This window comes from Pseudomonas sp. TSRC2-2 (assembly GCF_049897785.1).
Taxonomy (GTDB): Bacteria; Pseudomonadota; Gammaproteobacteria; order Pseudomonadales; family Pseudomonadaceae; genus Aquipseudomonas.
Genome location: NZ_JAFCWZ010000003.1, coordinates 401,582 through 425,916 on the forward strand (window position 1 = coordinate 401,582; position 24,335 = coordinate 425,916).

The window sequence follows — 24,335 nt, forward strand, 5'->3', positions numbered from 1 at the left end:
TGCGCTATACGCAGAATCGCCGACAAGAGGCCGACAGTCGGCCGTGGAGAACAGCATGTCCAACAGCTTCCTGAATCCGGTCACCACCCAGACCTGGGCCAATGGCCGACACATTGTCCGTTGCGTCAAAGTCATCCAGGAAACCTGGGATGTGCGCACCTTCTGCTTTATGGCCGACCAGCCGATCCTGTTCTTCTTCAAGCCGGGGCAGTTCGTCACCCTGGAGCTGGAAATCGAAGGCCAGCCGATCATGCGCTCGTACACGATTTCCAGCTCGCCGTCGGTGCCGTACAGCTTCTCTGTGACAATCAAACGCGTGCCGGGCGGCAAGGTCTCGAACTGGTTGCACGACACCCTGCATGAAGGTCAGGAGCTGGCGGTGCACGGCCCGGTCGGGCTGTTCAACGCGATCGACTTTCCGAGCCCGAAGGTTCTGTATTTGAGCGGCGGCGTCGGCATCACCCCGTGCATGTCGATGGCGCGCTGGTTCTACGACACCAACGCCAACGTCGACATGACCTTCGTGCACAGCGCGCGCTCGCCGAAAGACATCATTTACCACCGCGAGCTCGAGCACATGGCGTCGCGGATCGACAACTTCAGCCTGCACCTGATCTGTGAGAAGCACGGCCTCGGTGAGCCATGGGCCGGTTATCGCGGTTATCTGAATCACAAGATGCTCGAACTGATGGTGCCGGATTTCCTCGAACGCGAAGTGTTCTGCTGCGGCCCGACGCCGTACATGACCGCAGTCAAGCGCTTGCTGGAAGCGGCCGGCTACGACATGTCGCGCTATCACGAAGAATCTTTCGGCGCCACGCCACCCGAGGCGCGTGCCGACGCGGTGGAGCAGGCCGAGCAAGCCGCCGATGCGCCGGAAATCGACGCGGCGGATCTGCACCAGGTCGAATTCACCGCTTCTGGCAAGAGCATCCGTGTCGGCCCGGGCGAAACCGTGCACGCAGCCGCCGCCAAACTCGGCCTGATGATCCCCAAAGCCTGCGGCATGGGCATTTGCGGAACATGCAAGGTGATGAAACTGGGCGGCGAAGTGGAGATGGAACACAACGGCGGGATTACCGAGGAAGACGAGGCCGAGGGGTTCATCCTGTCGTGCTGCAGCGTGCCGAAGGGGGATGTGCGGATTGAGTTTTAAACAGGCTTGAACTTGGCTAGCTGATCGTTCCCACGCTCTGCGTGGGAATGCCGCCCGGGACGCTCCGCGTTCCCTTTCAATACCAGCGCTGAACCTCGATCATACCCTCGATTCCCGCGTAGTCCCTGGCACTCGAGTAACGCCAATGCTCCGGTAGATCCACATACCCGCGTTTCACCGGATTGTTGTGGATGTATTCAAGCTTCTGACGCATCACTGATTCGCTGTAGACCATCTCCGCGTGCGCGCCTTCCTGCCACAGCTGATACACCCGGTCATGTTTGTGCGCACGCTTGCTGAAGCGCAGACGCTGCAAGGCTTTGTCGGCGCCTTTGGTTTGCAAGTCGTTGATGATCTGTCGCGCGGTGAATGATTTGAACTGACTGAGGCATTTGCCCAGATCGGGTGCGTGGGCGACGAAGTGCAGGTGGTTTTCCAGAATCACGTAGCCGTACAGTTTCAAGTCATGGTGGGTCTGTTGATAACGCCAGCAGTTGAGCAGGTGCTCAACGATGTATGGACGAATGAATAACGGCAACCACTCCATAACTGTGCAAGTGAGGAAATGCGGCTTGTCGGTTTCGGTAATCGTATAGCGGCTGCGGCCCATGGGATTCGATCCTTGAATCTTGCGGTGCGACGGAGATGGAACGCGGAGCGTCCCGGGAGGCGTTCCCACGCGGAGCGTGGGAACGATCAGGATGAGGCGGGCGAAATGATTGTGCTAGAAGAGGCTTCTGGTATCACGGTGGGAAAAGTCATTCCGCTCCAAAGATCATTCCCACGCTCTGCGTGGGAATGCAGCCACTGACGCTCTGCGTCATAGCGGTCTTGACCGTGTCGATAATGGTGGTGCTGGAACGCGGAGCGTCCCGGGATGCATTCCCTCGCTGAGCATGGGAATGCGTCCCTGGAGAGGAATCAGGCCGACATGACTTCGCGAATGTCGCGCGCCAGTTCGCGCACGCGTTCTTCTTCGGTGTCCCATGAGCACATGAACCGTGCGCCGCCCTTGCCGATGAAGGTGTAGAAACGCCAGTTCTTCGCAGTCAGCGCGGCAATGGCCGGCTCCGACAGTTGCAGGAACACGCCGTTGGCCTGGACCGGGAACATCAGTTCGACGCCGGGAATGTCGCTGACCAGTTCCGCCAGCAGTTGCGCGCAGTGGTTGGCGTGGCGGGCGTATTTGAGCCAGGCGCCGTTTTCCAGAATGCCGACCCATGGCGCCGAGAGAAAGCGCATTTTCGACGCCAGTTGCCCGGCCTGTTTGCAGCGGTAATCGAAGTCTTCGGCCAGTTTGTGGTTGAAGAACAGGATCGCCTCGCCCACCGCCATGCCGTTTTTGGTGCCGCCGAAGCACAGCACATCGACGCCCGCCTTCCAGGTCAGATCGGCGGGTGAGCAACCGAGGAATGCGCAGGCGTTGGAAAAACGCGCGCCGTCCATGTGCAGGTGCAGGCCCAGCTCCTTGCAGGTGGCGCTGATGGCGCGGACTTCTTCCGGGGTGTAGACGCTGCCGACTTCGGTGGCCTGGGTCAGGGTGACTACACGCGGTTTCGGGTAGTGAATGTCCTGGCGTTTGAGCGCGACTTCGCGGATCGATTGCGGGGTGATCTTGCCGTTTTCGGTGCCGGCGATCAGCAGCTTCGAGCCGTTGGAAAAAAATTCCGGGGCGCCGCATTCGTCGGTTTCGACGTGGGCGGTTTCCGAGCAGATCACGCTGTGGTAACTCTGGCACAGCGACGACAGGGCCAGCGAGTTGGCGGCGGTGCCGTTGAAGGCGAAGAACACCTCGCAGTCGGTTTCGAACAGGTTGCGGAAATGATCGGCCGCACGGGCGGTCCATTCATCGTCGCCGTAAGCGCGCTGGTGGCCGTGGTTGGCCTGTTCCATGGCTGCCCAGGCTTCAGGGCAGATACCGGAATAGTTGTCGCTGGCGAATTGTTGGCTCTTGTCGGTCATGGCCGGCTTCCGTAATCGAGACTCTTGTGAAGGCTCGTGGTCAATGAGGATGCGCACTTTACCGAAGATCTTCCGGGGAGCACATGCAATGTCGGGTGGGGAAAATTACCAGTTTATGGGCCGATTATGCACCTGAGCCAACGCGACGGTGCGCTGGACCTGCTCAAGTGGTTGGCGCTGCTGAGCATGTTGCTCGATCATCTGCGATATGTCGGCTTCTCCGTCGACTGGCTGTTTGTGCCAGGTCGCTTGGCGTTTCCATGGTTTTGCCTGGCGATGGCGGCGAATCTGGCGCGCGACGGTTCGCGGAAGATGGAGTGGCGATATCTGGGCTGGCTGTTGCTGTTCAGTGCCATCAGTGAAATTCCTTACCGCTTGTACATTCCCGAGCCTGACACGTTGAACGTGATGCCGACTCTGGCGTTGGGGCTGCTGGTGGCGCGGGGTTGGCAGGATTCGGCATCGATTTCGCGGTTGCTCGCATTGGCCGCGCTGGTAGCTGGGGCGTTTTTTTCAGATCGGCTGATGTTCGGTTTCTTCGGCGTGCTGCTGCCGTTGGCGATGCTGCTGATATTTCGGCGGCCGTTGTATTTCAGTCTGTTGCCGGGGCTGGTCTGTCTGGCGGCGAACCAATGGCAGGTGTTGCTCGAATCGGCGCGGTTCGGCAACTGCGTGGCGATTCTCGGTCTGGCGACGTGTCTGTTTGCGCCAGTGCTGGGAATGTTCCTGTTGCGACATCTGCGACACCTTCAGCCGCCAGCGATGCGGCGCTGGGCGTATGCGCTTTATCCGGCGCATTTCCTCCTGCTGCTCGCCGCCCGCCAGTTGATCGCATAACCCCTGTAGGAGCTGCCGAAGGCTGCGATCTTTTGATCTTCAAAGTCAAAGTCAAAAGATCGCAGCCTTCGGCAGCTCCTACAGGGGAACGCATTGTCCAGTCATTTCCAGCCATGTCGTAAACGCACCTTTGCGTGGCGCCCGCAGGCATTTGACCACTCGAAGCCGGCCATACCATCGCATCAAAGGGCACCGCTGCGATTGCCGGTGCCTTACCGAGACGAATGGCGCACAGATGCCGCTGGGAGAGACGCGATGTTCAGCAAGCAAGACCAGATCCAGGGTTACGACGATGCACTGCTGGCGGCGATGAATGCCGAGGAGCAACGTCAGGAAGATCACATCGAGCTGATCGCGTCGGAGAACTACACCAGCAAGCGCGTCATGCAGGCGCAAGGCAGTGGCCTGACCAACAAATACGCCGAAGGCTATCCGGGCAAGCGCTACTACGGCGGCTGCGAGCACGTGGACAAAGTCGAAGCGCTGGCGATCGAACGCGCCAAGCAACTGTTCGGCGCCGATTACGCCAACGTCCAGCCGCACTCCGGTTCTTCGGCCAACAGCGCGGTGTACCTGGCGCTGATCCAGCCGGGCGACACCATTCTCGGCATGAGCCTGGCCCACGGCGGTCACCTGACCCACGGCGCGAAAGTGTCGTCTTCGGGCAAGCTCTACAACGCCGTGCAGTACGGCATCAACACCGACACCGGGCTGATCGACTACGACGAAGTCGAGCGTCTGGCCGTTGAGTGCAAACCGAAAATGATCGTCGCCGGGTTCTCCGCTTACTCGAAGACCCTGGACTTCCCGCGCTTCCGTCAGATCGCGGACAAGGTTGGCGCGCTGCTGTTCGTCGACATGGCTCACGTCGCCGGTCTGGTGGCTGCCGGCCTGTACCCGAACCCGCTGCCGTACGCCGACGTGGTCACCACCACCACCCACAAAACCCTGCGCGGTCCGCGTGGCGGGCTGATCCTGGCCAAGTCCAACGAAGAAATTGAAAAGAAGCTCAACGCTGCAGTGTTCCCCGGCGCCCAGGGTGGCCCGCTGATGCACGTCATCGCCGGTAAGGCGGTGTGCTTCAAGGAAGCGCTGGAGCCGGGTTTCAAGGCCTATCAGCAACAAGTGATCGACAACGCTCAGGCGATGGCCAGCGTGTTCATCAAGCGTGGCTACGACGTCGTCTCCGGCGGCACCGACAACCATCTGTTCCTGGTCAGCCTGATCCGTCAGGGCCTGACCGGCAAAGACGCCGACGCTGCGCTGGGCCGTGCTCACATCACCGTGAACAAGAACGCCGTGCCGAACGACCCGCAGTCGCCGTTCGTGACCTCGGGCCTGCGCATCGGCACCCCGGCGGTGACCACGCGCGGCTTCAAGGTCAGCCAGTGCGAAACCCTCGCCGGCTGGATCTGCGACATCCTCGACAACCTCGGTGACGCCGATGTCGAGGCCAATGTCGCGCAACAGGTTTCGGCGCTGTGCGCAGACTTCCCGGTTTATCGCTGAGTCGGTTTTGGAGTAATGACTATGCAACGCTATTCCGGCTTCGGCCTGTTCAAACACTCGCTCAGCCACCACGAAAACTGGCAGCGCATGTGGCGCACGCCCACCCCGAAAAAAGTCTACGACGTGGTCATCGTCGGCGGTGGCGGGCACGGTCTGGCGACCGCCTATTACCTGGCGAAGGAACACGGCATCACCAACGTTGCAGTGGTCGAGAAAGGCTGGCTGGGCGGCGGTAACACCGCGCGCAACACCACCATCGTCCGCTCCAACTACCTGTGGGACGAGTCGGCGCACCTTTACGAACACGCGATGAAATTGTGGGAAGGCCTGTCGCAGGACCTCAACTACAACGTGATGTTCTCCCAGCGTGGCGTCTACAACCTGTGCCACACCCTGCAGGACATCCGTGATTCCGAGCGTCGGGTCAGCGCCAACCGCCTCAACGGCGTTGATGGTGAACTGCTCAACGCGAAGCAAGTCGCGGACGAAATCCCCTACCTCGACTGCTCGAAAAACACCCGTTACCCAGTGATGGGCGCCACGGTGCAGCGTCGCGGCGGCGTCGCCCGTCACGATGCCGTGGCCTGGGGCTTTGCCCGTGCCGCCGATGCCTTGGGCGTGGACCTGATCCAGCAGACCGAAGTGATCGGTTTCCGCAAGGAAAACGGCGTGTGCATCGGCGTCGAAACCAACAAGGGCTTCATCGGCGCCAAGCGCGTCGGCGTGGTCACTGCCGGTAACTCCGGGCACATGGCCAAGCTCGCCGGTTTCCGTCTGCCGATCGAATCCCACCCGCTGCAAGCGCTGGTGTCCGAGCCGATCAAGCCGATTATCGACAGCGTGATCATGTCCAACGCCGTGCACGGTTACATCAGCCAGTCCGACAAGGGCGACCTGGTGATCGGCGCCGGTATCGACGGCTACAACGGTTACGGCCAGCGCGGTTCGTACCCGGTGATCGAGCACACCGTGCAAGCGATCGTCGAGATGTTCCCGGTGCTGTCCCGCGTGCGCATGAACCGCCAGTGGGGCGGCATCGTCGACACCACCCCGGACGCCTGCCCGATCATTTCGAAAACTCCGGTACCGAACATGTTCTTCAACTGCGGTTGGGGCACCGGTGGCTTCAAGGCTACACCCGGCTCGGGCAACGTGTTTGCCGCGAGTCTGGCCAAGGGTGAAATGCACCCGCTGGCCGCACCGTTTTCCATCGACCGTTTCCACAACGGCGCACTGATCGACGAACACGGCGCTGCTGCCGTCGCCCACTAACAGGAGAAATCCCTATGTTGCACATCTTCTGTCCTCACTGCGGCGAACTGCGCTCCGAAGAGGAATTCCATGCATCCGGTCAGGCGCACATCCCGCGGCCGCTGGATCCGAACGCCTGCACCGATGAAGAGTGGGGCGACTACATGTTCTTCCGCGATAACCCGCGCGGTCTGCACCACGAACTGTGGGATCACGTCGCCGGTTGCCGCCAGTACTTCAACGTCACTCGCGATACCGTGACCTACGAGATTCTCGAGAGCTACAAGATCGGCGAGAAGCCGCAATTCACCGACAAGGCTGGCGCTGCAAAAACAGCCACGACGGCGCTGGGAGAGAAGGTATGAGCCAGACCAATCGCCTGTCCAACGGTGGACGGATCGACCGCAACAAAGTGCTGAGCTTCACCTTCAACGGCCAGACCTACAAAGGCTATGAAGGCGACTCGCTGGCCGCCGCACTGATTGCCAACGGCGTCGATATCATCGGCCGCAGCTTCAAGTATTCGCGTCCTCGCGGCATCTTCGCCGCCGGTTCCGAAGAGCCGAACGCCGTGCTGCAGATCGGCGCCACCGAAGCCACGCAGATTCCCAACGTGCGCGCCACGCAACAGGCGTTGTACCAAGGTCTGGTCGCGACCAGCACCAACGGCTGGCCGAGCGTCAACAACGACATGATGGGGATTCTCGGCAAGGTCGGCGGCAAGCTGATGCCGCCGGGTTTCTACTACAAAACCTTCATGTACCCGCAATCGTTCTGGATGACCTACGAGAAGTACATCCGCAAGGCTGCCGGCCTCGGCCGTTCGCCGACCGAGAACGATCCGGACACCTACGACTACATGAACCAGCACTGCGACGTGCTGATCGTCGGTGCCGGCCCGGCCGGTCTCGCCGCTGCCCTGGCCGCTGCGCGCAGCGGTGCCCGGGTGATTCTGGCCGATGAGCAGGAAGAGTTCGGCGGCAGCCTGCTCGACTCGCGCGAAAGCCTCGACGGCAAACCGGCGATGGAGTGGGTCGCCAGCGTCCTCGCCGAGCTGAAGAACACCCCGGACGTGCTGCTCTTGCCGCGCGCCACGGTCAATGGTTACCACGACCATAACTTCCTGACCATTCACGAGCGCCTCACCGATCACCTCGGTGACCGTGCGCCGATCGGCCAGGTGCGTCAGCGCATCCACCGCGTGCGCGCCAAGCGTGTGGTGCTGGCGACCGGTGCGCATGAGCGTCCTCTTGTTTATGGCAACAACGATGTGCCGGGCAACATGCTCGCTGGTGCGGTGTCGACTTACGTGCGTCGCTATGGCGTAGCGCCGGGCAAAAAACTGGTGCTGTCGACCAACAACGATCACGCCTATCGCGTCGCTCTGGATTGGCTCGATGCCAGTCTGCAAGTGGTCGCCATCGCCGATGCGCGCAGCAACCCGCGTGGTGCGCTGGTGGAAGAAGCGCGTGCCAAAGGCATTCGCATCCTCACCGGCAGCGCCGTCATCGAAGTGCGCGGCAGCAAGCGCGTGACCGCCGCCCGCGTCGCCGCGATTGACGTAAAGGCCCACGCCGTGACCAGTCCGGGCGAATGGCTCGATTGCGATCTGGTGGCCAGCTCGGGCGGTTACAGCCCGGTGGTTCACCTGGCGTCGCACCTCGGTGGCAAACCGGTCTGGCGTGAAGACATTCTCGGTTTCGTACCGGGCGAAGCACCGCAGAAGCGCGTGTGCGTCGGTGGCGTCAATGGCGCTTACGCGCTTGGCGATTCGCTGGCCGACGGTTTTGAAGGTGGCGTGCGCGCTGCTGCCGAAGCCGGTTTCCAGACGGTTGAAGGCGTGTTGCCGAAAGCGCTCAGCCGTCTTGAAGAGCCGACCCTGGCGCTGTTTCAGGTGCCGCACGAGAAGAATTCGGCGCGTGCCCCGAAGCAATTTGTCGACTTCCAGAACGACGTCACTGCCGGCGGCATTGAACTGGCGACCCGCGAAGGTTTCGAGTCGGTCGAGCACGTCAAACGCTATACCGCGCTGGGCTTCGGCACCGATCAGGGCAAGCTCGGCAACGTCAACGGTCTGGCGATTGCCGCACGTTCCTTGAACGTGACGATCCCGCAGATGGGCACCACCATGTTCCGTCCGAACTACACGCCGGTGACCTTCGGCGCCGTGGCCGGTCGGCATTGCGGGCACATCTTCGAACCGGTGCGCTACACCGCCCTGCATGCCTGGCACGTGAAGAACGGCGCCGAGTTCGAAGACGTCGGTCAGTGGAAGCGTCCATGGTACTTCCCGAAAAACGGTGAAGACCTGCACGCGGCGGTCAAACGCGAATGCAAAGCCGTGCGCGACAGCGTCGGCCTGCTTGATGCCTCGACCCTCGGCAAGATCGACATTCAAGGCCCCGATGCCCGCGAATTCCTCAACCGCGTGTACACCAACGCCTGGACCAAGCTCGACGTGGGCAAGGCCCGCTACGGTCTGATGTGCAAGGAAGACGGCATGGTCTTCGACGACGGTGTGACGGCGTGTCTGGCCGACAACCATTTCGTCATGACCACCACCACCGGCGGCGCCGCGCGTGTATTGCAGTGGCTGGAGCTGTACCACCAGACTGAATGGCCGGACCTGAAGGTGTACTTCACCTCGGTCACCGACCACTGGGCGACCATGACCCTGTCGGGGCCGAACAGCCGCAAGCTGCTCAGCGCCGTGACCGACATCGATCTGAGCAACGAAGCGTTCCCGTTCATGACCTGGAAAGAAGGTCTGGTCGGCGATGTGCCGGCGCGGGTGTTCCGTATCTCGTTCACCGGTGAGCTGTCGTACGAAGTCAACGTGCAGGCCGATTACGCGATGGGCGTGCTGGAGAAAATCGTCGAGGCCGGCAAGCAGTACAACCTGACGCCGTACGGCACCGAAACCATGCACGTGCTGCGGGCCGAGAAGGGCTTCATCATCGTCGGCCAGGACACCGACGGCTCGATGACCCCGGACGACCTGAACATGGGTTGGTGTGTCGGTCGCACCAAACCGTTCTCGTGGATCGGCCAGCGCGGCATGAACCGTGAAGATTGCGTGCGTGATCAGCGTAAGCAACTGGTGGGGCTGAAACCGATCGATCCGACCAAATGGCTGCCGGAAGGTGCGCAACTGGTGTTCAACACCAAGCAGGCGATCCCGATGAGCATGGTCGGCCACGTGACCTCGAGTTACGCGCACAACTCCCTCGGTTATTCATTTGCCATGGGTGTGGTCAAGGGTGGTCTCAAGCGCATGGGCGAGCGGGTGTTCGCTCCGCTGGCCGATGGCAGCGTGATCGAGGCGGAAATCGTTTCTTCGGTGTTCTTCGATCCGAAGGGTGAGCGGCAGAACATCTGACAGCCCCCGGGAGCGGTGGGCGGGCGGCTATTCGCGAGCAAGCCCGCTCCCACAGGGGAATGCGGTCAAATGTGGGAGCGGGCTTGCTCGCGAAGGCGGCGGTACCGCCACCACAAGGGCCGGAACCAACAGAATTCAGAAGGTGCTTTATGACCACAGCCAATGTTTACCAACAACGCCCGACTACCGGTGCCCGTGCCGAGTCGTCGCTGCACCATGCCGACCTCGCCAGCCTGGTCGGCAAGGGCCGCAAAAACGCCGGCGTGATCGTGCGTGAGAAAAAACTCCTCGGCCACTTGACCATTCGTGGCGATGGCCACGACGCGGCGTTCGCGGCCGGTGTGCACAAAGCGCTTGGCATTGAATTGCCCGGCGCGCTGAGCGTCATCGTCAAAGGCGAAACCAGCCTGCAATGGATGGGCCCGGACGAGTGGCTGCTGATCGTGCCAAGCGGCGAAGAATTCGCCGCCGAGCAGAAACTGCGCGAAGCGCTGGGTGATCTGCACATTGCTGTCGTGAACGTCAGCGGCGGCCAGCAGATCCTCGAACTGAGCGGACCGAACGTGCGCCAGGTGCTGATGAAATCCACCAGCTATGACGTCCACCCGAACAACTTCCCGGTCGGTAAAGCGGTGGGCACGGTGTTCGCCAAGTCGCAGCTGATGATTCGACACACGGCCGAAGACACTTGGGAGTTGCTGATCCGTCGCAGCTTCTCGGATTACTGGTGGTTGTGGTTGCAGGATGCTTCGGCCGAGTACGGGCTTAGCGTTCAGGCTTGATGGATGGTCGTTCCCACGTCGAGGCGTCGAATCGTCTGCGTGGAATTACATCCCGGGACGCTCCGCGTCTCAAGAGCGGACGCAGAGCGTCCATGGCGGCATTCCCGCGCAGAGCGCAGGAACGATCAGAGAAAAAAATATGAGCCGCGCCCCAGACACATGGATTCTGACCGCCGACTGCCCCAGCGTCCTCGGCACGGTGGACGCGGTCACGCGTTTTCTGTTCGAGCAGGGCTGTTATGTCACCGAGCATCACTCGTTCGATGACCGCCTCTCGGGGCGCTTCTTCATTCGCGTCGAATTCCGCCAGCCGGACGGCTTCGACGAGCAATCCTTCCGCGCCGGCCTGGCCGAGCGCGGGCAAGCGTTCGGCATGCTGTTTGAGCTGACCGCACCGAACTACCGGCCGAAAGTGGTGATCATGGTCTCCAAGGCTGATCACTGCCTCAACGACTTGCTCTACCGCCAGCGCATCGGCCAGTTGTCGATGGACGTGGCGGCGGTGGTGTCCAACCATCCGGATCTCAAGCCGCTGGCCGACTGGCACCAGATTCCCTACTACCATTTCCCTCTCGACCCCAACGACAAACCGGCGCAGGAGCGTCAGGTCTGGCAGGTGATCGAAGAAGCCGGTGCCGAACTGGTGATCCTCGCTCGCTACATGCAGGTGCTGTCGCCGGAGCTGTGCCGCAAGCTCGATGGCAAGGCGATCAACATTCATCACTCGCTGCTGCCGGGCTTCAAGGGCGCCAAACCGTATCACCAGGCTTACAACAAAGGCGTGAAACTGGTCGGCGCGACGGCGCATTACATCAATAACGATCTGGATGAAGGGCCGATCATTGCTCAGGGCGTCGAGGCGGTGGATCACAGTCATTACCCCGAGGATCTGATCGCCAAGGGGCGCGATATCGAAGGCCTGACGCTGGCGCGGGCGGTTGGGTATCACATCGAAAGACGGGTGTTTTTGAACGCCAACAGAACCGTCGTTCTCTAGATCGCCAAAAGATCGCAGCCTTCGGCAGCTCCTACAGGGGGATGCGATCCATGTAGGAGCTGCCGAAGGCTGCGATCTTTTGATTTACCGAGCACTCAACGCGCTGCCCAACCGGGGCAACGCAGTTCCATAAAAACAACAGCGAGGTGAAAGCATGTCTGGCAATCGTGGTGTGGTGTATCTCGGCGCTGGCAAGGTCGAAGTACAGAAAATCGACTATCCGAAAATGCAGGATCCGCGCGGTCGCAAGATCGAACACGGGGTCATCCTCAAAGTGGTTTCCACCAACATTTGCGGCTCCGACCAGCACATGGTGCGCGGCCGGACCACGGCGCAGACCGGTCTGGTGCTGGGCCACGAGATCACCGGTGAGGTGATCGAAAAGGGCTCTGACGTCGAAAACCTGAAAATCGGCGATCTGGTTTCCGTGCCGTTCAACGTGGCTTGCGGGCGCTGCCGTTCCTGCAAGGAGCAACACACCGGCGTCTGTCTGACCGTCAACCCGGCCCGTGCCGGTGGCGCTTACGGTTACGTCGACATGGGCGACTGGACCGGCGGCCAGGCCGAATACGTGCTGGTGCCGTACGCCGACTTCAACCTGCTGAAACTGCCAGACCGCGACAAGGCCATGGAGAAAATCCGCGACCTGACCTGCCTCTCCGACATCCTCCCGACCGGTTACCACGGCGCCGTCACTGCTGGCGTTGGCCCGGGCAGCTCCGTGTACATCGCCGGCGCCGGTCCGGTCGGTCTGGCTGCTGCCGCTTCGGCACGTCTGCTCGGCGCGGCGGTAGTGATCGTCGGCGACGTCAACACCATCCGCCTGGCTCACGCCAAAGCCCAGGGTTTTGAAATCGTCGACCTGTCCAAGGACACTCCGCTGCACGAACAGATCGCTGCACTGCTGGGCGAACCGGAAGTCGACTGCGCGGTGGACTGCGTCGGTTTCGAAGCACGCGGCCACGGCCACGACGGCGTCAAGGCCGAAGCCCCGGCCACGGTGCTCAACTCGCTGATGGGCGTGGTACGCGTGGCCGGCAAGATCGGTATCCCCGGCCTTTACGTCACCGAAGATCCGGGCGCCGTCGACGCCGCCGCGAAAATGGGCAGTCTGAGCATTCGCTTCGGTCTGGGCTGGGCCAAATCCCACAGCTTCCACACTGGGCAAACGCCAGTGATGAAATACAACCGCCAGTTGATGCAGGCGATCATGTGGGATCGCATCAACATCGCCGAAGTGGTCGGCGTGCAGGTCATCAGCCTCGATCAGGCGCCGGAAGGCTACGGCGAGTTCGATGCCGGTGTGCCGAAGAAGTTTGTGATCGACCCGCACAAGTTGTTCAGTGCGGCTTAAGGTCTTACCGCAACAGAAGACGGCGACCCGAGGGTCGCCGTTTTTTATTGTCGTGCTTTTCACATTTTCTCGACGGATCGTAGCTGAAAATGGATCTGCAACCCGGAACATGCCACCCGATCCCCGGTCAAAGCGCCAGTTTCGTCGCCGTTACCCGGTGGCAGCTTTTCCCCAAGAGGATGTCTGAATGAAGATTTCACGCGGTTTTGCCCTGGCATCGCTCCTGACCCTGGCAGCGGGGCCGGTATTTGCCGGTTTCAGCCTGAATGACGTGGCCGGTGCGGTATCGGGCATGCAGGGTGGTGACAAGGCCGCGGCGGCTGCGCCGACCTCGGAAACCGCCGGTTTGCTCAGTGCCCTCAGTGCGCTGGATGTCACGCCGGAGCAGGCCGTTGGCGGCACCAGCGCGATGCTGGGTCTGGCGAAGAATCAATTGAGCAGCACCGACTACTCGCAACTGGCCAAGGAAGTGCCGGGCATCGACAAGTTGTCCGGTGGCAGCGGCAATCTGGCGGCGCTCGGGGCGTTGCTCGGTTCGTCCGGCAAGTCTGCTGGCCTTGAGAATGCGTTGGGCAATGTCAAAGACAGCAACGACCTCAACAACGCGTTCAGCGCGCTGGGCATGGACACTGGGATGATCGGCCAGTTTGCCCCGGTGCTGTTGCAGTACTTGGGTCAGCAGGGCGTCGGCGGTTCGCTGTTGAGCAGCCTGGGCAACATCTGGGGCACCGGCACCGGCACCGGCAGCTGAGTCAGCGGCGCTCGTTGCGCAACGCGACGATGCGCTGATCCTTCTCGGTCCAGAGCTGGTTGACCCAGTTCTGGACGCGCAGACGAAACGCCGGATCCTTCTCGTAATCGCCCTGCCACAGCGAGGGGTCGAGTTCGCGGGTGCGGATGTCGATGATCACGCGTGGCACGTTGCCGCTGATCAGGTCCCAGAAGCCCGGAATTTTCTCCTGCGGATACACCACCGTCACATCGAGCATCGCGTCGAGCTGTTCGCCCATTGCCGCCAGCACAAACGCCACGCCACCGGCCTTGGGTTTGAGCAGGTGGTTGAACGGCGATGCCTGCTGCGTGCTTTTCGCCAGGGTGTAGCGGGTGCCCTCCAGATAATTGACCACTGTCACGGGCTGGCGCTTGAACAGCTCGCACGCCGCTTTGGTGATCTCCAGATCCTTGCCCGCCAGTTCCGGGTTCTTCGCCAGAAAGGCTTTGGTGTAGCGCTTCATGAACGGGTAATCCAGCGCCCACCACGCCAGGCCCAGGAACGGCACCCAGATCAGCTCTTTTTTCAGAAAGAATTTGAAGAACGGCGTGCGCCGGTTGAGGGTCTGGATCAGCGCCGGAATGTCGACCCACGACTGATGGTTGCTGACCACCAGATAGGACGTGTCGCGGCGCAGATCGTCGCCGCCGCGTATGTCCCACTGCGTCGGGATACACAGCTGAAAGATCAGCTTGTCGATTTCGGCCCAGGTCTCGGCAATCCACATCACCGCCCCGGATGCACAGTCACGCCAGCGCCCGGGTACGACCAGTTTGAGCAGGGCGAACACCATCAGTGGCCCGATCAGGATCAGGGTGTTGAGCAACAGCAGCAGGGTGACGAAACAGCCGGTGAGCAGGCGGCGCATAAGCAACTCTATTAAATGTCGGGGGCGGGCCATGATAAGCAGCTTCGCGCGGCAGGCCAAATCGGCGCTGACGAATGTTTCACTTCAGTCCCGTTAACCTGATCGTTCCCACGCTCTGCGTGGTAACGCCGCCCAGGACGCTCCGCGCCCCCTGTGACGCAGAGCGTCACAGGATGCATTCCCACGCAGAGCGTGGGAACGATCAACCGCGCGGCGGTCTAAAATCCCGTTGCCCAACCTCCCAAGGAAGCCCCTTACGTGAAATCCCTCCTTGCTCTGTTTGCCCTTGTCGCGCTGCCGGTCATGGCCGCCGAGCCGACGCTGTACGGTCGCTACGAATACATCGCGCTGCCGGAAATCGGTGGCGAAGTGCTCAAGGCCAAGATGGACACCGGCGCGCTGACCGCCTCGCTGTCGGCCAAGGACATCGAAACCTTCACCCGCGATGGCGAAGACTGGGTGCGTTTCCGCCTCGCCACCAAAAATGCCAGCAACAAGGTCTTCGAACATAAGGTCGCGCGCATCAGCAAGATCAAGAGCCGCTCCGATGAAGATGACGAAGAGCGCGACACCAGCGAGGTCGCCAAGCGCCCGGTGGTGGATCTGGAATTGTGCCTGGGCAACGTCAAGCGCACCGTCGAGGTCAATCTGACCGACCGCAGCCACTTCAACTACCCGCTGCTGATCGGTGCCAAGGCTTTGCGCGAGTTCGGCGCGGCGGTCAATCCGGCGCGGCGTTACACCGCCGACAAGCCTGACTGTTAAGTGGTCTGATTGACGTAACCCCGGGCTTGGGGCACCGTTCGCGCACTAACTGCCACGGGCTCGGACGCCATGCCGCATATCCTGATTGTCGAAGACGAAGCGGCGATTGCCGATACACTGATTTTTGCCTTGCAGGGCGAGGGGTTCAGCACCACGTGGCTGAACCTCGGCGCGGCGGCGCTGGAGCATCAGCGGCAAACCCCGGCCGACCTGATCATTCTCGATATCGGCCTGCCCGACATCAGTGGCTTCGAAACCTGCAAGCAGCTGCGGCGCTTCACTGAAGTGCCAGTGCTGTTTCTCAGCGCCCGCGACGCCGAGATCGACCGCGTGGTGGGCCTGGAGATCGGTGCCGACGATTACGTGGTCAAGCCGTTCAGCCCGCGTGAAGTGGCGGCGCGGGTCAAAGCCATCCTCAAGCGCATGGCGCCGCGCGCAACCCTGGAAACAGGCTCAACACTGTTTCGCATCGATGCTGAACGCGTGCAGATCGGCTATCGCGGCCAGCCGCTGAGCCTGACCCGCCATGAATTTCGTCTGTTGCAATGCCTGCTTGAGCAACCCGAGCGGGTATTCAGTCGCGAGCAACTGCTTGATGCCCTCGGCGTAGCCGCCGATGCCGGCTACGAGCGCAGCATCGACAGTCACATCAAGAGCGTGCGCGCCAAGTTGCGCCTGGTGCGCGCCGAAGCCGAGCCGATCCAGACCCATCGCGGCCTGGGTTACAGTTACAGCCCGGGGCACAGCTGATGTCGTTGGGTCTGCGGATCTTTCTGGTGTATGTGCTGTTTGTCGGCCTGACCGGTTATTTCGTCCTCAACACGGTGATGGAAGAAATTCGCCCTGGCGTGCGTCAGTCCACCGAAGAGACGCTGGTGGATACCGCCAACCTGATGGCAGAAATCCTGCGCGACGATTTCAAGGCCGGCACCCTCAGCGAGAACCGCTGGCCGCAGTTGCTCCGTGCCTATGGCGAGCGCCAGCCGCAAGCGACGATCTGGGGCTTGCCGAAGAACCAGGTCAACCATCGCATCTACGTCACCGACGCCAAGGGCATTGTTGTGCTCGACTCCAGCGGCGTGGCGGTCGGCCAGGATTATTCGCGCTGGAACGATGTCTACCTGACCCTGCGCGGCGAGTATGGCGCGCGCTCCAGCCGCAGCGATCCTGACGATCCGAACTCCTCGGTGATGCACGTCGGCGCGCCGATTCGTGACAACGGCAAGATCATCGGCGCGGTCACCGTGGCCAAGCCCAATAGCTCGCTGCAACCCTATGTCGATCGCACCGAGCGGCGTTTACTGTTTTACGGCGCCGGGCTGATCGGCCTCGGTCTGTTGTTCGGCGCGTTGTTGTCGTGGTGGCTGAGTCGTGCGCTGCACCGCTTGACCGGCTATGCCCAAGCGGTCAGCGAAGGCCGACGCGTGGAAGTGCCGCATTATCGTGGCGGCGAACTGGAGCAACTGGCGACGGCGGTCGAGCAGATGCGCACGCAGCTCGAAGGCAAGGCCTACGTCGAGCGCTATGTGCACACCTTGACCCATGAATTGAAGAGTCCGCTGGCGGCGATTCGTGGTGCGGCGGAGTTACTGCAAAGTGAAATGCCGGCCGTGCAGCGTTTGCGCTTTGTCAGCAATATCGACAGCGAAAGCGCACGGATGCAGCAGTTGATCGAGCGCCTGCTCAATCTGGCGCAGGTCGAGCAACGCCAAGGCCTGGAAGAACGGGTGGCAGTGCCGCTGGCGCTGTTGGTCGCAGAACTGCTCAAGGCGCAGGCAGCACGGATCGAGGCCAAGCGACTGCGTGTCGAGCAAGCGATCGGTGAGGATCTGCTGTTGCTTGGTGAGCCGTTTCTGCTGCGTCAGGCGCTGGGCAATCTGCTGGAAAACGCACTGGATTTCACCCCGGCGCAAGGGTTGTTGCGCTTGAGTGCCGAGCGGGTTGGCGAGCAGATCGAGTTCCGCCTGTTCAACCAGACCACGCCGATCCCCGATTACGCCTTGCCGCGCCTGACCGAGCGTTTCTACTCACTGCCGCGCCCGGACAGCGGACGCAAGAGCACCGGGTTGGGGCTCAATTTTGTCGAAGAAGTGGTCAAGTTGCATGGTGGCGGGATGCGCATTGGCAATGTCGAGGGCGGGGTCGAGGTGGTATTGCGCCTGCCTTGAGATAGCCAAAAGATCGCAGCCTTCGGCAGCTCCTACATTTGGAATACGGTACAACTGTAGGAGCTGCCGAAGGCTGCGATCTTTTGATCTTTCCACACAATCTCCATATTCCCCGCACATTCCCTCCACACCGCATCACCAGACTCCCCGCATCCAAACAGGGAGAGTCCCATGAACAAGAATCTGACCATCAAGCTCGGCGCCATCGCCTTGCTGATCCTGCTGTTGCTGATCCCGCTGCTGCTGATCGACGGCATCATCGATGAGCGTCAGCAATTGCGCGACGGCGTGCTCGAAGACATCGCGCGCAGCTCCAGTTACAGCCAGCAACTGACCGGGCCGGTCATGGTGGTGCCGTATCGCAAGGTCGTGCGAACCTGGAAAACCAACGAAAAAACCAACAAACGCTACGAGGACATCAGCGAAGCCCGCGGGCGCTTGTACTTTCTCCCCGAGCATTTCGAACTCGACGGCCAAGTCCAGACCGAGCTGCGCAAACGCGGCATTTACGAGGCGCGACTGTTTCACGCCGACAACCGCATCGACGGGCATTTTTCCCTGCCGGCGCAGTTGGGCATCAAGGAAAACTTTGCCGATTACCAGTTCGACGCACCGTTCCTCGCCGTGGGTATCAGCGATATTCGCGGTATCGAAAACGCGCTGAAACTCGAGCTCGGCGGCCAGCAACTGGACTTCGTACCCGGCAGCGAAGTGGCGTGGATTGGTGAGGGCGTACACGTGACGCTACCGGCACTCGACGCCAGCAAAGCCACGCAGCTGACCTTCGGCTTCGACCTGCGCCTGCAAGGCACCGGTTCGCTGCGCGTGGTGCCGGTGGGCAAGACCAGCAGCGTCAGCCTCGCCGCCAACTGGCCGCACCCCAGCTTCGTCGGCAACTTCCTGCCGGCCAAACGCGAGATCAACAATCAGGGCTTCAGCGCCGATTGGCAGACCTCGTTTTTCTCAACCAACCTGCAAGAGGCAATGGAGCGCTGTGTCGCCGGCGATTGTGACGCACTCAACGGGCGCAGCTTTGGTGTGAGCTTCATCGACCCGGTGGATCAGTACCTCAAGAGCGACCGGGCGATCAAATACGCGCTGCTGTTCATCGTTCTCACGTTCGCCGGTTTCTTCCTCTTCGAAGTGCTCAAGAGCCTGGCGGTGCACCCGGTGCAATATGCCTTGGTCGGTGTCGCGCTGGCGTTCTTTTACCTGCTGCTGTTGTCGCTGTCGGAACACATCGGTTTTGCTCTGGCGTATCTGCTATCGGCGAGTGGCTGTGTGTTGTTGATCGGGTTTTATGTCAGCCACGTCCTGCGCAGCGCGCGGCATGGCCTGAGTTTTTCGGCCGGGCTGGCGGCGTTGTATGGCCTGCTTTATGGATTGCTGAGCGCTGAGGATTACGCGCTGCTGATGGGCTCGCTGATGCTGTTCGGTCTGCTCGGGGTGTTCATGGTGCTGACGCGCAAACTGGACTGGTACGGGATCGGGCAGAAATCGGCCAAGCCGTTGGAGTTTGATGTGGAGGTGATGCAATGAGCCGGGTGGGATTGCGTGAAGATCGGCGGGAGCTGGAGGTTTTGGTGACGCTGATTTTTGCAGCGCTGCCATCGGAACCGAGGTGGTGCATTCGCGAGCAAGCCCGCTCCCACATTGGATTTTTGTTGCTGCAACCATGGCATGAACAACACAAATCAACTGTGGGAGCGGGCTTGCTCGCGAAAAGGCCGGAACAGGCGCCGCCGGCTTAAGGCTTGGGCATCGTGGCGATCATGGACGGTCGCTGACTCACCTCAACGAACCAGTTGGCCAGTTGCGGGTTGGCATCCCGCCAGTCCATGTCCGGGAAGCGCAGGTCCAGATAACCCAACGCGCACGCCACGCTGATCGCCGCGACATCGAAATGGCTGGTCAGCTCGGCAATCGCCTCGCTCTCAAGCACCGCGAGGGCGCGGCGGATCTTGTCGCGCTGGGCATCGAGCCATTCGTCCCAATGTTTTTCCGCCGGGCGCAGCACGGTTTCATAACGCACCATCACTGAAGCATCCATGATTCCGTCGGCCATCGACGCCAGCGTCAGGCGCCGCCAGCGCGCCGCGCCTTCGCGGGGGATCAGCGGATTGCCGACGTGCTGCTGATCGAGGTACTCAAGGATGACGCGGCTGTCATGGATGACATTGCCGTCGGCCAGGCGCAGGGCAGGGATCTTGCTCAACGGGTTGTCGGCGATCAGCGCCGGGTTCGGGCTGACCGGGCTGAGCACGCAGTCTTGCAGCGCGACGCGATCCTGCTGACCGGTCTCGTGAAGCAGCACCATGACCTTGCGGACGAAGGGCGACAGGGTGTTGTGGTACAGGGTCATGCTGGGGGCGGACATGGGTGAACCTCGGTGGTCGGCGAAGAGCAGGAGATTAGCCGTAGGAGCTGCGGAACGCTGCGATCTTTTGATTTTGCTGTCAACAGCAAAAGATCGCAGCGTTCCGCAGCTCCTACAAGGATCTCAGCTTCGCCGCATTAATCCTGTTATCGCCAGAAATGCCGGCACGCCAAGCCCGACCCAGCTCAACGCATCCCAGATTCCATCCCCCAGCAATGCGGCAAACAGCCCCGCCGCACTGAGCAGGGCGATCACGATCGGTGTGCTGAAGACTTTCCAGAAACTCGACTGACGTGGCTTCATGCCGAGGCCTCCGCCGTTTCCAATACAGGCTTGGCCGCCTTGCGCCGCACCACCCACAAATACACACCACTGGCCAGCACGATGATCGTCAGCACGTCCAGCGTCGCCCAGAGAATCTTCATCGGCATGCCGCCGTAGTCACCAAAATGCAGCGGCTGCGACATGCCCATGGCGTCCATGTACCACGGCCGTTCCGCCACAGCTGTCACTTGCAAGGTCGTTGCATCGATCAGTACCGGCGTCAGCAGATGCGAGGTCAGATGCGTGCCACCCTTCATGAACACCGAGTAATGGTGCTCGCTGGAAAAACGGGTGCCGGGGAAGGCAATGAAGTCCGGCTTCATCCCCGGGGCTACTTCCTCGGCGATGTCGAGCAAGCGCGTGGCCGGGGCCAGTTGGGTCAGCGGCGGCGCATCGCGATACGGCGCGATCAGGGTGGTCAGCGCGTCGTTGCGCCACGCGGCGATGAGCAGGTCGGCGCAGGCGCTGATCACTCCCGTCACGCCCACCACCAGGCACCAGGTCAGGGTGACGACGCCAATCAAATTGTGCAGATCGAGCCAGCGCAGTCTTGTCGACTTGTCCTGGCGCACGGTGCCGAATTTCAAGCGGCGCATGAACGGCAGGTACAACACCGTGCCGGAGACGATCGCCACGACAAACAGCAGCCCCATGAACGCCAGCAGCAACTTGCCCGGCAGCCCGGCGAACATGTCCACATGCAGGCGCAGGATGAACAGCATCAGGCCGCCGTTGGCCGAAGGGGTTTCCAGCGCTTCACCCGTGCGCGCATCGAGCATGAAGGTGTGCGAAGAGTTCGGCTCGGTGTCGGCGGTTTTGGCCATGATCGCGAACGCCGCGTTCGGCTCTTCGTCGTCATAACCGAAGTACTGCATGACTTCGCCCGGGCGATGCTGCTGCGCAGCGTCGACCAGTTGCTGCAGGTTGAGTTGCGGCGTGTCGGCCGGCATCTCGCGCAGCTCGGGGGCGTTGCCGAGCAAATGATCGATCTCGTGGCTGAAAATCAGCGGCAGACCGGTCAGCGCCAGCATCAGCAGAAAGACTGTGCAGATCAGGCTGGTCCAGGTGTGGATGAACGACCAGCGGCGGATGGTTTTACTTTTCATTGCATGACCTTCAAAAACACCAAAGCCGCCCGCTGCGGGCGGCCTGGGAACAGGGCCTGTTTCAGCTCACTGGCTTACCACTTGTAAGTGGCGCTGGCGACGACACTGCGCTGGTCGCCGTAGTAGCAGTTGTAGCTGTCGCAGGTGGAAAGGTAGTCCTTGTCAAACAGGTTGGTCGCGTTGAGCGCCAGCGACGCACCTTTGAGGGTTTCGTCCAGACGACCGAGATCGTAATGTGCCGAAGCGTCGAACACGGTGTAGGCATCGGCTTTGCCCAGCCAGGTGTTGGCTTGATCGCCGTAGGTGTTGCCAGTGTAACGGGCACCGAATCCGATGCCGAAGCCGTCGAGTACGCCGCTATGCCAGGTGTAGTCGGTCCACAACGATGCTTGCTGATTGGGCATCAGTTGAAGGCGGTTGCCTTTGAAGTCGCCTTTTTGCACTTCGGATTTCGCCAGCGTGTAAGCAGCGATCACTTTCAGGTTTTCAGTGAGGTCGGACGTGGCTTCCAGCTCCAGACCCTTGACTTTCACTTCGCCAGTCTGGCTGGTGATCGGCGTGTTGCCAACGGTAGTCGTCACGGCAACGTTTTTCTGGGTCAGGTCGTAGACCGCTGCGGTCAACAGGGTTTTACTGCCCGGCGGCTGGAATTTAACGCCCAGTTCCCACTGTTTGCCTTCGGTCGGCTTGAGCGACCCGGTAGCGCTGGCGTCTGCGCCTGCAGTGGTCTGGAAGGATTCAGCGTAAGACAGGTAGGGCACGAAGCCCGAGTCGAACACATAGCTGATCGCTGCGTTGCCGCTGAAATGTTTCTCGCGATCGGTGTTCGTCGCATCGGTTTTGTTGAAGCGGGTAGCGGTGTGAACCCAGTCTTCGCGACCACCGAGCGTCAGGCGCCACTGGTCGAGAGCCATCTGATCCTGCACGTAGAGGCCGGTCTGGTTGATCTTCTGGTTGTAATCCAGATAGGCCGCCGAACGATCCGGCCGGACGATAGGTTGCCCATAGATCGGGTTGTTGACGTTGGTCTTCAGACCATCACCATAGATCGAAAGAAAGTTGCTGTTGTTACGCTGGTGATCCAACCCCAGTAACAGCGTGTGGCGAACGTCTCCAGTCGAGAAATCGGCTTGCAGATTATTGTCCACAGCAAACTGACTGATGTCTTCATCGACAGAAGTGCTGGTTCGGCCAACGTTGCCCTCGGCATCAACCGGGTTGAATTCATAGGCGCCGACGGTCAGAGCCTGGAACGACAGGTCCGACTTGGTGTAGCGCAAATTCTGCTTGAACTGCCAGACGTCATTGAGCCGATGTTCGAAGGCATAGCCCAGCGCGTAATAGGTGCGGTCGTAGTATTCCCAGTCCGGATCGCCGAGATTCTTGTGGTGAGAGATATCACCGAGCGGCGATTTGATCTTGGTGCCCTGGATCGGCAGAAACTGGCTGGTGATGCCGGTGTCGTCGCGGGTGAACTGGCTCAGCAGGGTGAACCGGGTGTCGTCGTCGATGTTCCAGGTCAGGCTCGGTGCGATGTTGTAGCGCTTGTTGTCGATGTGATCGACCTGCGTGCCGCTGTCGCGCACCACGCCGCTGAGGCCATAGAGAAACTGCCCGGCGTCATCGATCTTGCCGGTGCTGGCGAAGTTGATCTGGCGGTGGTTGTCGCTGCCGTATTGCAGCTGTATTGCGCTGCTGGCCTCGGCGCTCGGGCGGCGGCTGACCATGTCGACCAGGCCGCCCGGCGGAGTCTGGCCGTAAACCGACGAGGCCGGGCCACGCAGCAGGGCGAGGCGGTCGAGGTTCCAGGTTTCCTGTTTCGGGTTGGCGTACACGCCTTTGGGCAGCGGCAGGCCATCGAGGAACTGGGTCGGCTCGAAACCGCGCACGCGCAGCCAGTCGGCACGGGTGTCGCTGCCGTAGCTGCTGGCGGTGATGCCGGGCATGTAGCGCACGGCATCGTCGAGGCTGTGCACGCTGCGGTCGTCCATCTGCTGGCGGGTCGCCACCGAGATCGAACGCGGTGCTTCGACCAGTGCGGTGTCGGTCTTGGTGCCGGCGGCGGTGCGCGTTGCGGTGTAGCCTTCGACCGGGCCCCAGGCGCTTTCGAAGTTTTCCACGCCAATGACCGAAGTTTCCGGCAGGGCCAGCGTGCCCTCAGGCACGGCCACCAGGGTGTAAGTGCCGGCGCTGCTTTGTTCCAGTTGCAGACCGGTGCCGCGCAAGGCTGCGCGCAGGGCACCGGCGGCGTCGTACTGGCCGTCGACCGGCGCCGAAGTCTTGCCTGCGGCCAGCGCTGGATTGAGTGAAAGGGCGAGGCCGCCCTGGCTGGCGATCTGGTTCAGCGTGGTCGACAGCGGCGCTGCTGGCAGGTGGTAGGCGCGCACGCTGGACGCTTGCTCAGCGGCGAGCAACGGAGTGCTGATCAGTGGTGTGCCCAAAGCGATGGCAAAAGCCAGCAGACTGGGGCGCAACAAGGTGTCTGGCGAACGGGACATACGGCGGCTCCTGAATGGAAATATTTCTCAATTGCCTGTGTGCCGGACGAGATTGGAAAAGTGATAGGGCCAGATGAAAATTATTTCTATTAACTGAAAAACAGCCACATTTCTGCGGGATTGATCGTTGCCATGCGCAGCAAAGGAATGCCTCAATGGACGCTCTGCGTCCGCTTCGGCAGGGACGCAGAGCGTCCCGGGCTGCATTCCCACGCAGAGCGTGGGAACGA

Annotated in this window: 21 protein-coding genes; 14 read left to right on the top strand and 7 right to left on the bottom strand. The window is 61.3% G+C overall.

From position 1 onward, the window contains the following. Positions 1 to 55: 55 nt before the first annotated feature. Positions 56 to 1,156 (top strand): glycine-betaine demethylase subunit GbcB, encoded by a 1,101-nt coding sequence (gbcB, locus tag ACP7D9_RS07855; protein WP_426156554.1) that lies wholly within the window; start codon positions 56 to 58, stop codon positions 1,154 to 1,156. Positions 1,157 to 1,232: 76 nt separating this feature from the next. On the opposite strand, the gene ACP7D9_RS07860 is transcribed toward gbcB, so the two are convergent. Both ACP7D9_RS07860 and ACP7D9_RS07865 read right to left on the bottom strand, forming a co-directional pair. Next, on the bottom strand, positions 1,233 to 1,766 hold the full coding sequence (locus ACP7D9_RS07860; protein WP_426156556.1) for an REP-associated tyrosine transposase: 534 nt from the start codon (positions 1,764 to 1,766) through the stop codon (positions 1,233 to 1,235). A gap of 311 nt (positions 1,767 to 2,077) precedes the next feature. Next, positions 2,078 to 3,118 carry a low specificity L-threonine aldolase gene (locus ACP7D9_RS07865; RefSeq protein WP_090286977.1) on the bottom strand — a complete coding sequence of 347 codons (1,041 nt, stop codon included), beginning with the start codon at positions 3,116 to 3,118 and terminating at the stop codon, positions 2,078 to 2,080. A gap of 126 nt (positions 3,119 to 3,244) precedes the next feature. Between ACP7D9_RS07865 and ACP7D9_RS07870 the strand changes: the two genes are divergently transcribed. The 9 genes from ACP7D9_RS07870 (at position 3,245) to ACP7D9_RS07910 (ending at position 13,978) form a co-directional block, all read left to right on the top strand. After that, positions 3,245 to 3,955 carry a TraX family protein gene (locus ACP7D9_RS07870; protein ID WP_426156558.1) on the top strand — a complete coding sequence of 237 codons (711 nt, stop codon included), beginning with the start codon at positions 3,245 to 3,247 and terminating at the stop codon, positions 3,953 to 3,955. 255 nt (positions 3,956 to 4,210) lie between these two features. After that, positions 4,211 to 5,464 carry a serine hydroxymethyltransferase gene (glyA, locus tag ACP7D9_RS07875; protein WP_024014589.1) on the top strand — a complete coding sequence of 418 codons (1,254 nt, stop codon included), beginning with the start codon at positions 4,211 to 4,213 and terminating at the stop codon, positions 5,462 to 5,464. A 21-nt stretch (positions 5,465 to 5,485) separates the two neighbouring features. Then, positions 5,486 to 6,736, top strand: a complete 1,251-nt coding sequence (locus tag ACP7D9_RS07880) for a sarcosine oxidase subunit beta (protein WP_003177603.1) — start codon at positions 5,486 to 5,488, stop codon at positions 6,734 to 6,736. 14 nt (positions 6,737 to 6,750) lie between these two features. Then, a complete protein-coding gene (locus ACP7D9_RS07885) occupies positions 6,751 to 7,080 on the top strand; it encodes a sarcosine oxidase subunit delta (protein ID WP_041476749.1) in 330 nt (109 codons plus the stop codon). After that, on the top strand, positions 7,077 to 10,094 hold the full coding sequence (locus tag ACP7D9_RS07890) for a sarcosine oxidase subunit alpha (protein ID WP_426156561.1): 3,018 nt from the start codon (positions 7,077 to 7,079) through the stop codon (positions 10,092 to 10,094). Before ACP7D9_RS07885 ends, ACP7D9_RS07890 begins: the two co-directional genes overlap by 4 nt. Before the next feature lie 149 nt (positions 10,095 to 10,243). Further along, positions 10,244 to 10,876: a sarcosine oxidase subunit gamma gene (locus ACP7D9_RS07895; protein WP_426156562.1), complete on the top strand. Its 633-nt coding sequence runs from the start codon at positions 10,244 to 10,246 to the stop codon at positions 10,874 to 10,876. Positions 10,877 to 11,015: 139 nt separating this feature from the next. Then, positions 11,016 to 11,873 (top strand): formyltetrahydrofolate deformylase, encoded by an 858-nt coding sequence (purU, locus tag ACP7D9_RS07900; RefSeq protein ID WP_039757644.1) that lies wholly within the window; start codon positions 11,016 to 11,018, stop codon positions 11,871 to 11,873. 154 nt (positions 11,874 to 12,027) lie between these two features. Then, entirely contained in the window at positions 12,028 to 13,227 is a 1,200-nt protein-coding gene (gene fdhA, locus ACP7D9_RS07905) for a formaldehyde dehydrogenase, glutathione-independent (RefSeq protein WP_101161018.1), read from the top strand. Between the two features lie 187 nt (positions 13,228 to 13,414). After that, a complete protein-coding gene (locus tag ACP7D9_RS07910) occupies positions 13,415 to 13,978 on the top strand; it encodes a DUF2780 domain-containing protein (RefSeq protein ID WP_426156564.1) in 564 nt (187 codons plus the stop codon). A gap of 1 nt (position 13,979) precedes the next feature. Here ACP7D9_RS07910 and ACP7D9_RS07915 read toward each other — a convergent pair whose 3' ends face one another. After that, positions 13,980 to 14,867, bottom strand: coding sequence for an acyltransferase (locus ACP7D9_RS07915; RefSeq protein ID WP_426156566.1), 888 nt, complete (start codon positions 14,865 to 14,867; stop codon positions 13,980 to 13,982). A gap of 258 nt (positions 14,868 to 15,125) precedes the next feature. Between ACP7D9_RS07915 and ACP7D9_RS07920 the strand changes: the two genes are divergently transcribed. The 4 genes from ACP7D9_RS07920 to creD all read left to right on the top strand — a co-directional run bounded on the left by ACP7D9_RS07920 (position 15,126) and on the right by creD (position 19,339). Beyond that, positions 15,126 to 15,632, top strand: coding sequence for an ATP-dependent zinc protease family protein (locus ACP7D9_RS07920; protein WP_101161008.1), 507 nt, complete (start codon positions 15,126 to 15,128; stop codon positions 15,630 to 15,632). 69 nt (positions 15,633 to 15,701) lie between these two features. After that, complete coding sequence (gene creB, locus ACP7D9_RS07925; RefSeq protein ID WP_426156568.1) at positions 15,702 to 16,382, top strand: two-component system response regulator CreB; 681 nt, start codon at positions 15,702 to 15,704, stop codon at positions 16,380 to 16,382. Beyond that, complete coding sequence (creC, locus tag ACP7D9_RS07930; protein WP_426156570.1) at positions 16,382 to 17,800, top strand: two-component system sensor histidine kinase CreC; 1,419 nt, start codon at positions 16,382 to 16,384, stop codon at positions 17,798 to 17,800. The genes creB and creC overlap by 1 nt, the downstream gene beginning before the upstream one ends. A 171-nt stretch (positions 17,801 to 17,971) precedes the next feature. After that, a complete protein-coding gene (gene creD / locus ACP7D9_RS07935; protein WP_101160998.1) occupies positions 17,972 to 19,339 on the top strand; it encodes a cell envelope integrity protein CreD in 1,368 nt (455 codons plus the stop codon). 208 nt (positions 19,340 to 19,547) lie between these two features. Here the strand turns inward: creD and ACP7D9_RS07940 are convergent, their stop codons facing one another. The 4 genes from ACP7D9_RS07940 to ACP7D9_RS07955 form a co-directional block, all read right to left on the bottom strand. Further along, positions 19,548 to 20,177, bottom strand: a complete 630-nt coding sequence (locus ACP7D9_RS07940; RefSeq protein WP_101160993.1) for a glutathione S-transferase — start codon at positions 20,175 to 20,177, stop codon at positions 19,548 to 19,550. Between the two features lie 123 nt (positions 20,178 to 20,300). Then, positions 20,301 to 20,480, bottom strand: coding sequence for a hypothetical protein (locus ACP7D9_RS07945; protein ID WP_101160989.1), 180 nt, complete (start codon positions 20,478 to 20,480; stop codon positions 20,301 to 20,303). Next, a complete protein-coding gene (locus ACP7D9_RS07950) occupies positions 20,477 to 21,607 on the bottom strand; it encodes a PepSY-associated TM helix domain-containing protein (RefSeq protein WP_426156573.1) in 1,131 nt (376 codons plus the stop codon). Before ACP7D9_RS07950 ends, ACP7D9_RS07945 begins: the two co-directional genes overlap by 4 nt. Before the next feature lie 74 nt (positions 21,608 to 21,681). Next, positions 21,682 to 24,105 carry a TonB-dependent siderophore receptor gene (locus ACP7D9_RS07955; protein ID WP_426156575.1) on the bottom strand — a complete coding sequence of 808 codons (2,424 nt, stop codon included), beginning with the start codon at positions 24,103 to 24,105 and terminating at the stop codon, positions 21,682 to 21,684. Positions 24,106 to 24,335: the final 230 nt, after the last annotated feature.

What these genes read in the sequence shown, in the direction of transcription:
- ACP7D9_RS07955 (WP_426156575.1), bottom strand. Translation starts at nt 24,105, where the DNA reads ATGTCCCGTTCGCCAGACACCTTGTTGCGCCCCAGTCTGCTGGCTTTT.
- ACP7D9_RS07915 (WP_426156566.1), bottom strand. Translation starts at nt 14,867, where the DNA reads ATGCGCCGCCTGCTCACCGGCTGTTTCGTCACCCTGCTGCTGTTGCTC.
- fdhA (WP_101161018.1), top strand. Translation starts at nt 12,028, where the DNA reads ATGTCTGGCAATCGTGGTGTGGTGTATCTCGGCGCTGGCAAGGTCGAA.
- ACP7D9_RS07860 (WP_426156556.1), bottom strand. Translation starts at nt 1,766, where the DNA reads ATGGGCCGCAGCCGCTATACGATTACCGAAACCGACAAGCCGCATTTC.
- ACP7D9_RS07885 (WP_041476749.1), top strand. Translation starts at nt 6,751, where the DNA reads ATGTTGCACATCTTCTGTCCTCACTGCGGCGAACTGCGCTCCGAAGAG.
- creC (WP_426156570.1), top strand. Translation starts at nt 16,382, where the DNA reads ATGTCGTTGGGTCTGCGGATCTTTCTGGTGTATGTGCTGTTTGTCGGC.
- ACP7D9_RS07940 (WP_101160993.1), bottom strand. Translation starts at nt 20,177, where the DNA reads ATGTCCGCCCCCAGCATGACCCTGTACCACAACACCCTGTCGCCCTTC.
- gbcB (WP_426156554.1), top strand. Translation starts at nt 56, where the DNA reads ATGTCCAACAGCTTCCTGAATCCGGTCACCACCCAGACCTGGGCCAAT.
- creB (WP_426156568.1), top strand. Translation starts at nt 15,702, where the DNA reads ATGCCGCATATCCTGATTGTCGAAGACGAAGCGGCGATTGCCGATACA.
- ACP7D9_RS07895 (WP_426156562.1), top strand. Translation starts at nt 10,244, where the DNA reads ATGACCACAGCCAATGTTTACCAACAACGCCCGACTACCGGTGCCCGT.
- purU (WP_039757644.1), top strand. Translation starts at nt 11,016, where the DNA reads ATGAGCCGCGCCCCAGACACATGGATTCTGACCGCCGACTGCCCCAGC.
- ACP7D9_RS07945 (WP_101160989.1), bottom strand. Translation starts at nt 20,480, where the DNA reads ATGAAGCCACGTCAGTCGAGTTTCTGGAAAGTCTTCAGCACACCGATC.
- ACP7D9_RS07870 (WP_426156558.1), top strand. Translation starts at nt 3,245, where the DNA reads ATGCACCTGAGCCAACGCGACGGTGCGCTGGACCTGCTCAAGTGGTTG.
- glyA (WP_024014589.1), top strand. Translation starts at nt 4,211, where the DNA reads ATGTTCAGCAAGCAAGACCAGATCCAGGGTTACGACGATGCACTGCTG.
- ACP7D9_RS07910 (WP_426156564.1), top strand. Translation starts at nt 13,415, where the DNA reads ATGAAGATTTCACGCGGTTTTGCCCTGGCATCGCTCCTGACCCTGGCA.
- creD (WP_101160998.1), top strand. Translation starts at nt 17,972, where the DNA reads ATGAACAAGAATCTGACCATCAAGCTCGGCGCCATCGCCTTGCTGATC.
- ACP7D9_RS07890 (WP_426156561.1), top strand. Translation starts at nt 7,077, where the DNA reads ATGAGCCAGACCAATCGCCTGTCCAACGGTGGACGGATCGACCGCAAC.
- ACP7D9_RS07950 (WP_426156573.1), bottom strand. Translation starts at nt 21,607, where the DNA reads ATGAAAAGTAAAACCATCCGCCGCTGGTCGTTCATCCACACCTGGACC.
- ACP7D9_RS07880 (WP_003177603.1), top strand. Translation starts at nt 5,486, where the DNA reads ATGCAACGCTATTCCGGCTTCGGCCTGTTCAAACACTCGCTCAGCCAC.
- ACP7D9_RS07865 (WP_090286977.1), bottom strand. Translation starts at nt 3,118, where the DNA reads ATGACCGACAAGAGCCAACAATTCGCCAGCGACAACTATTCCGGTATC.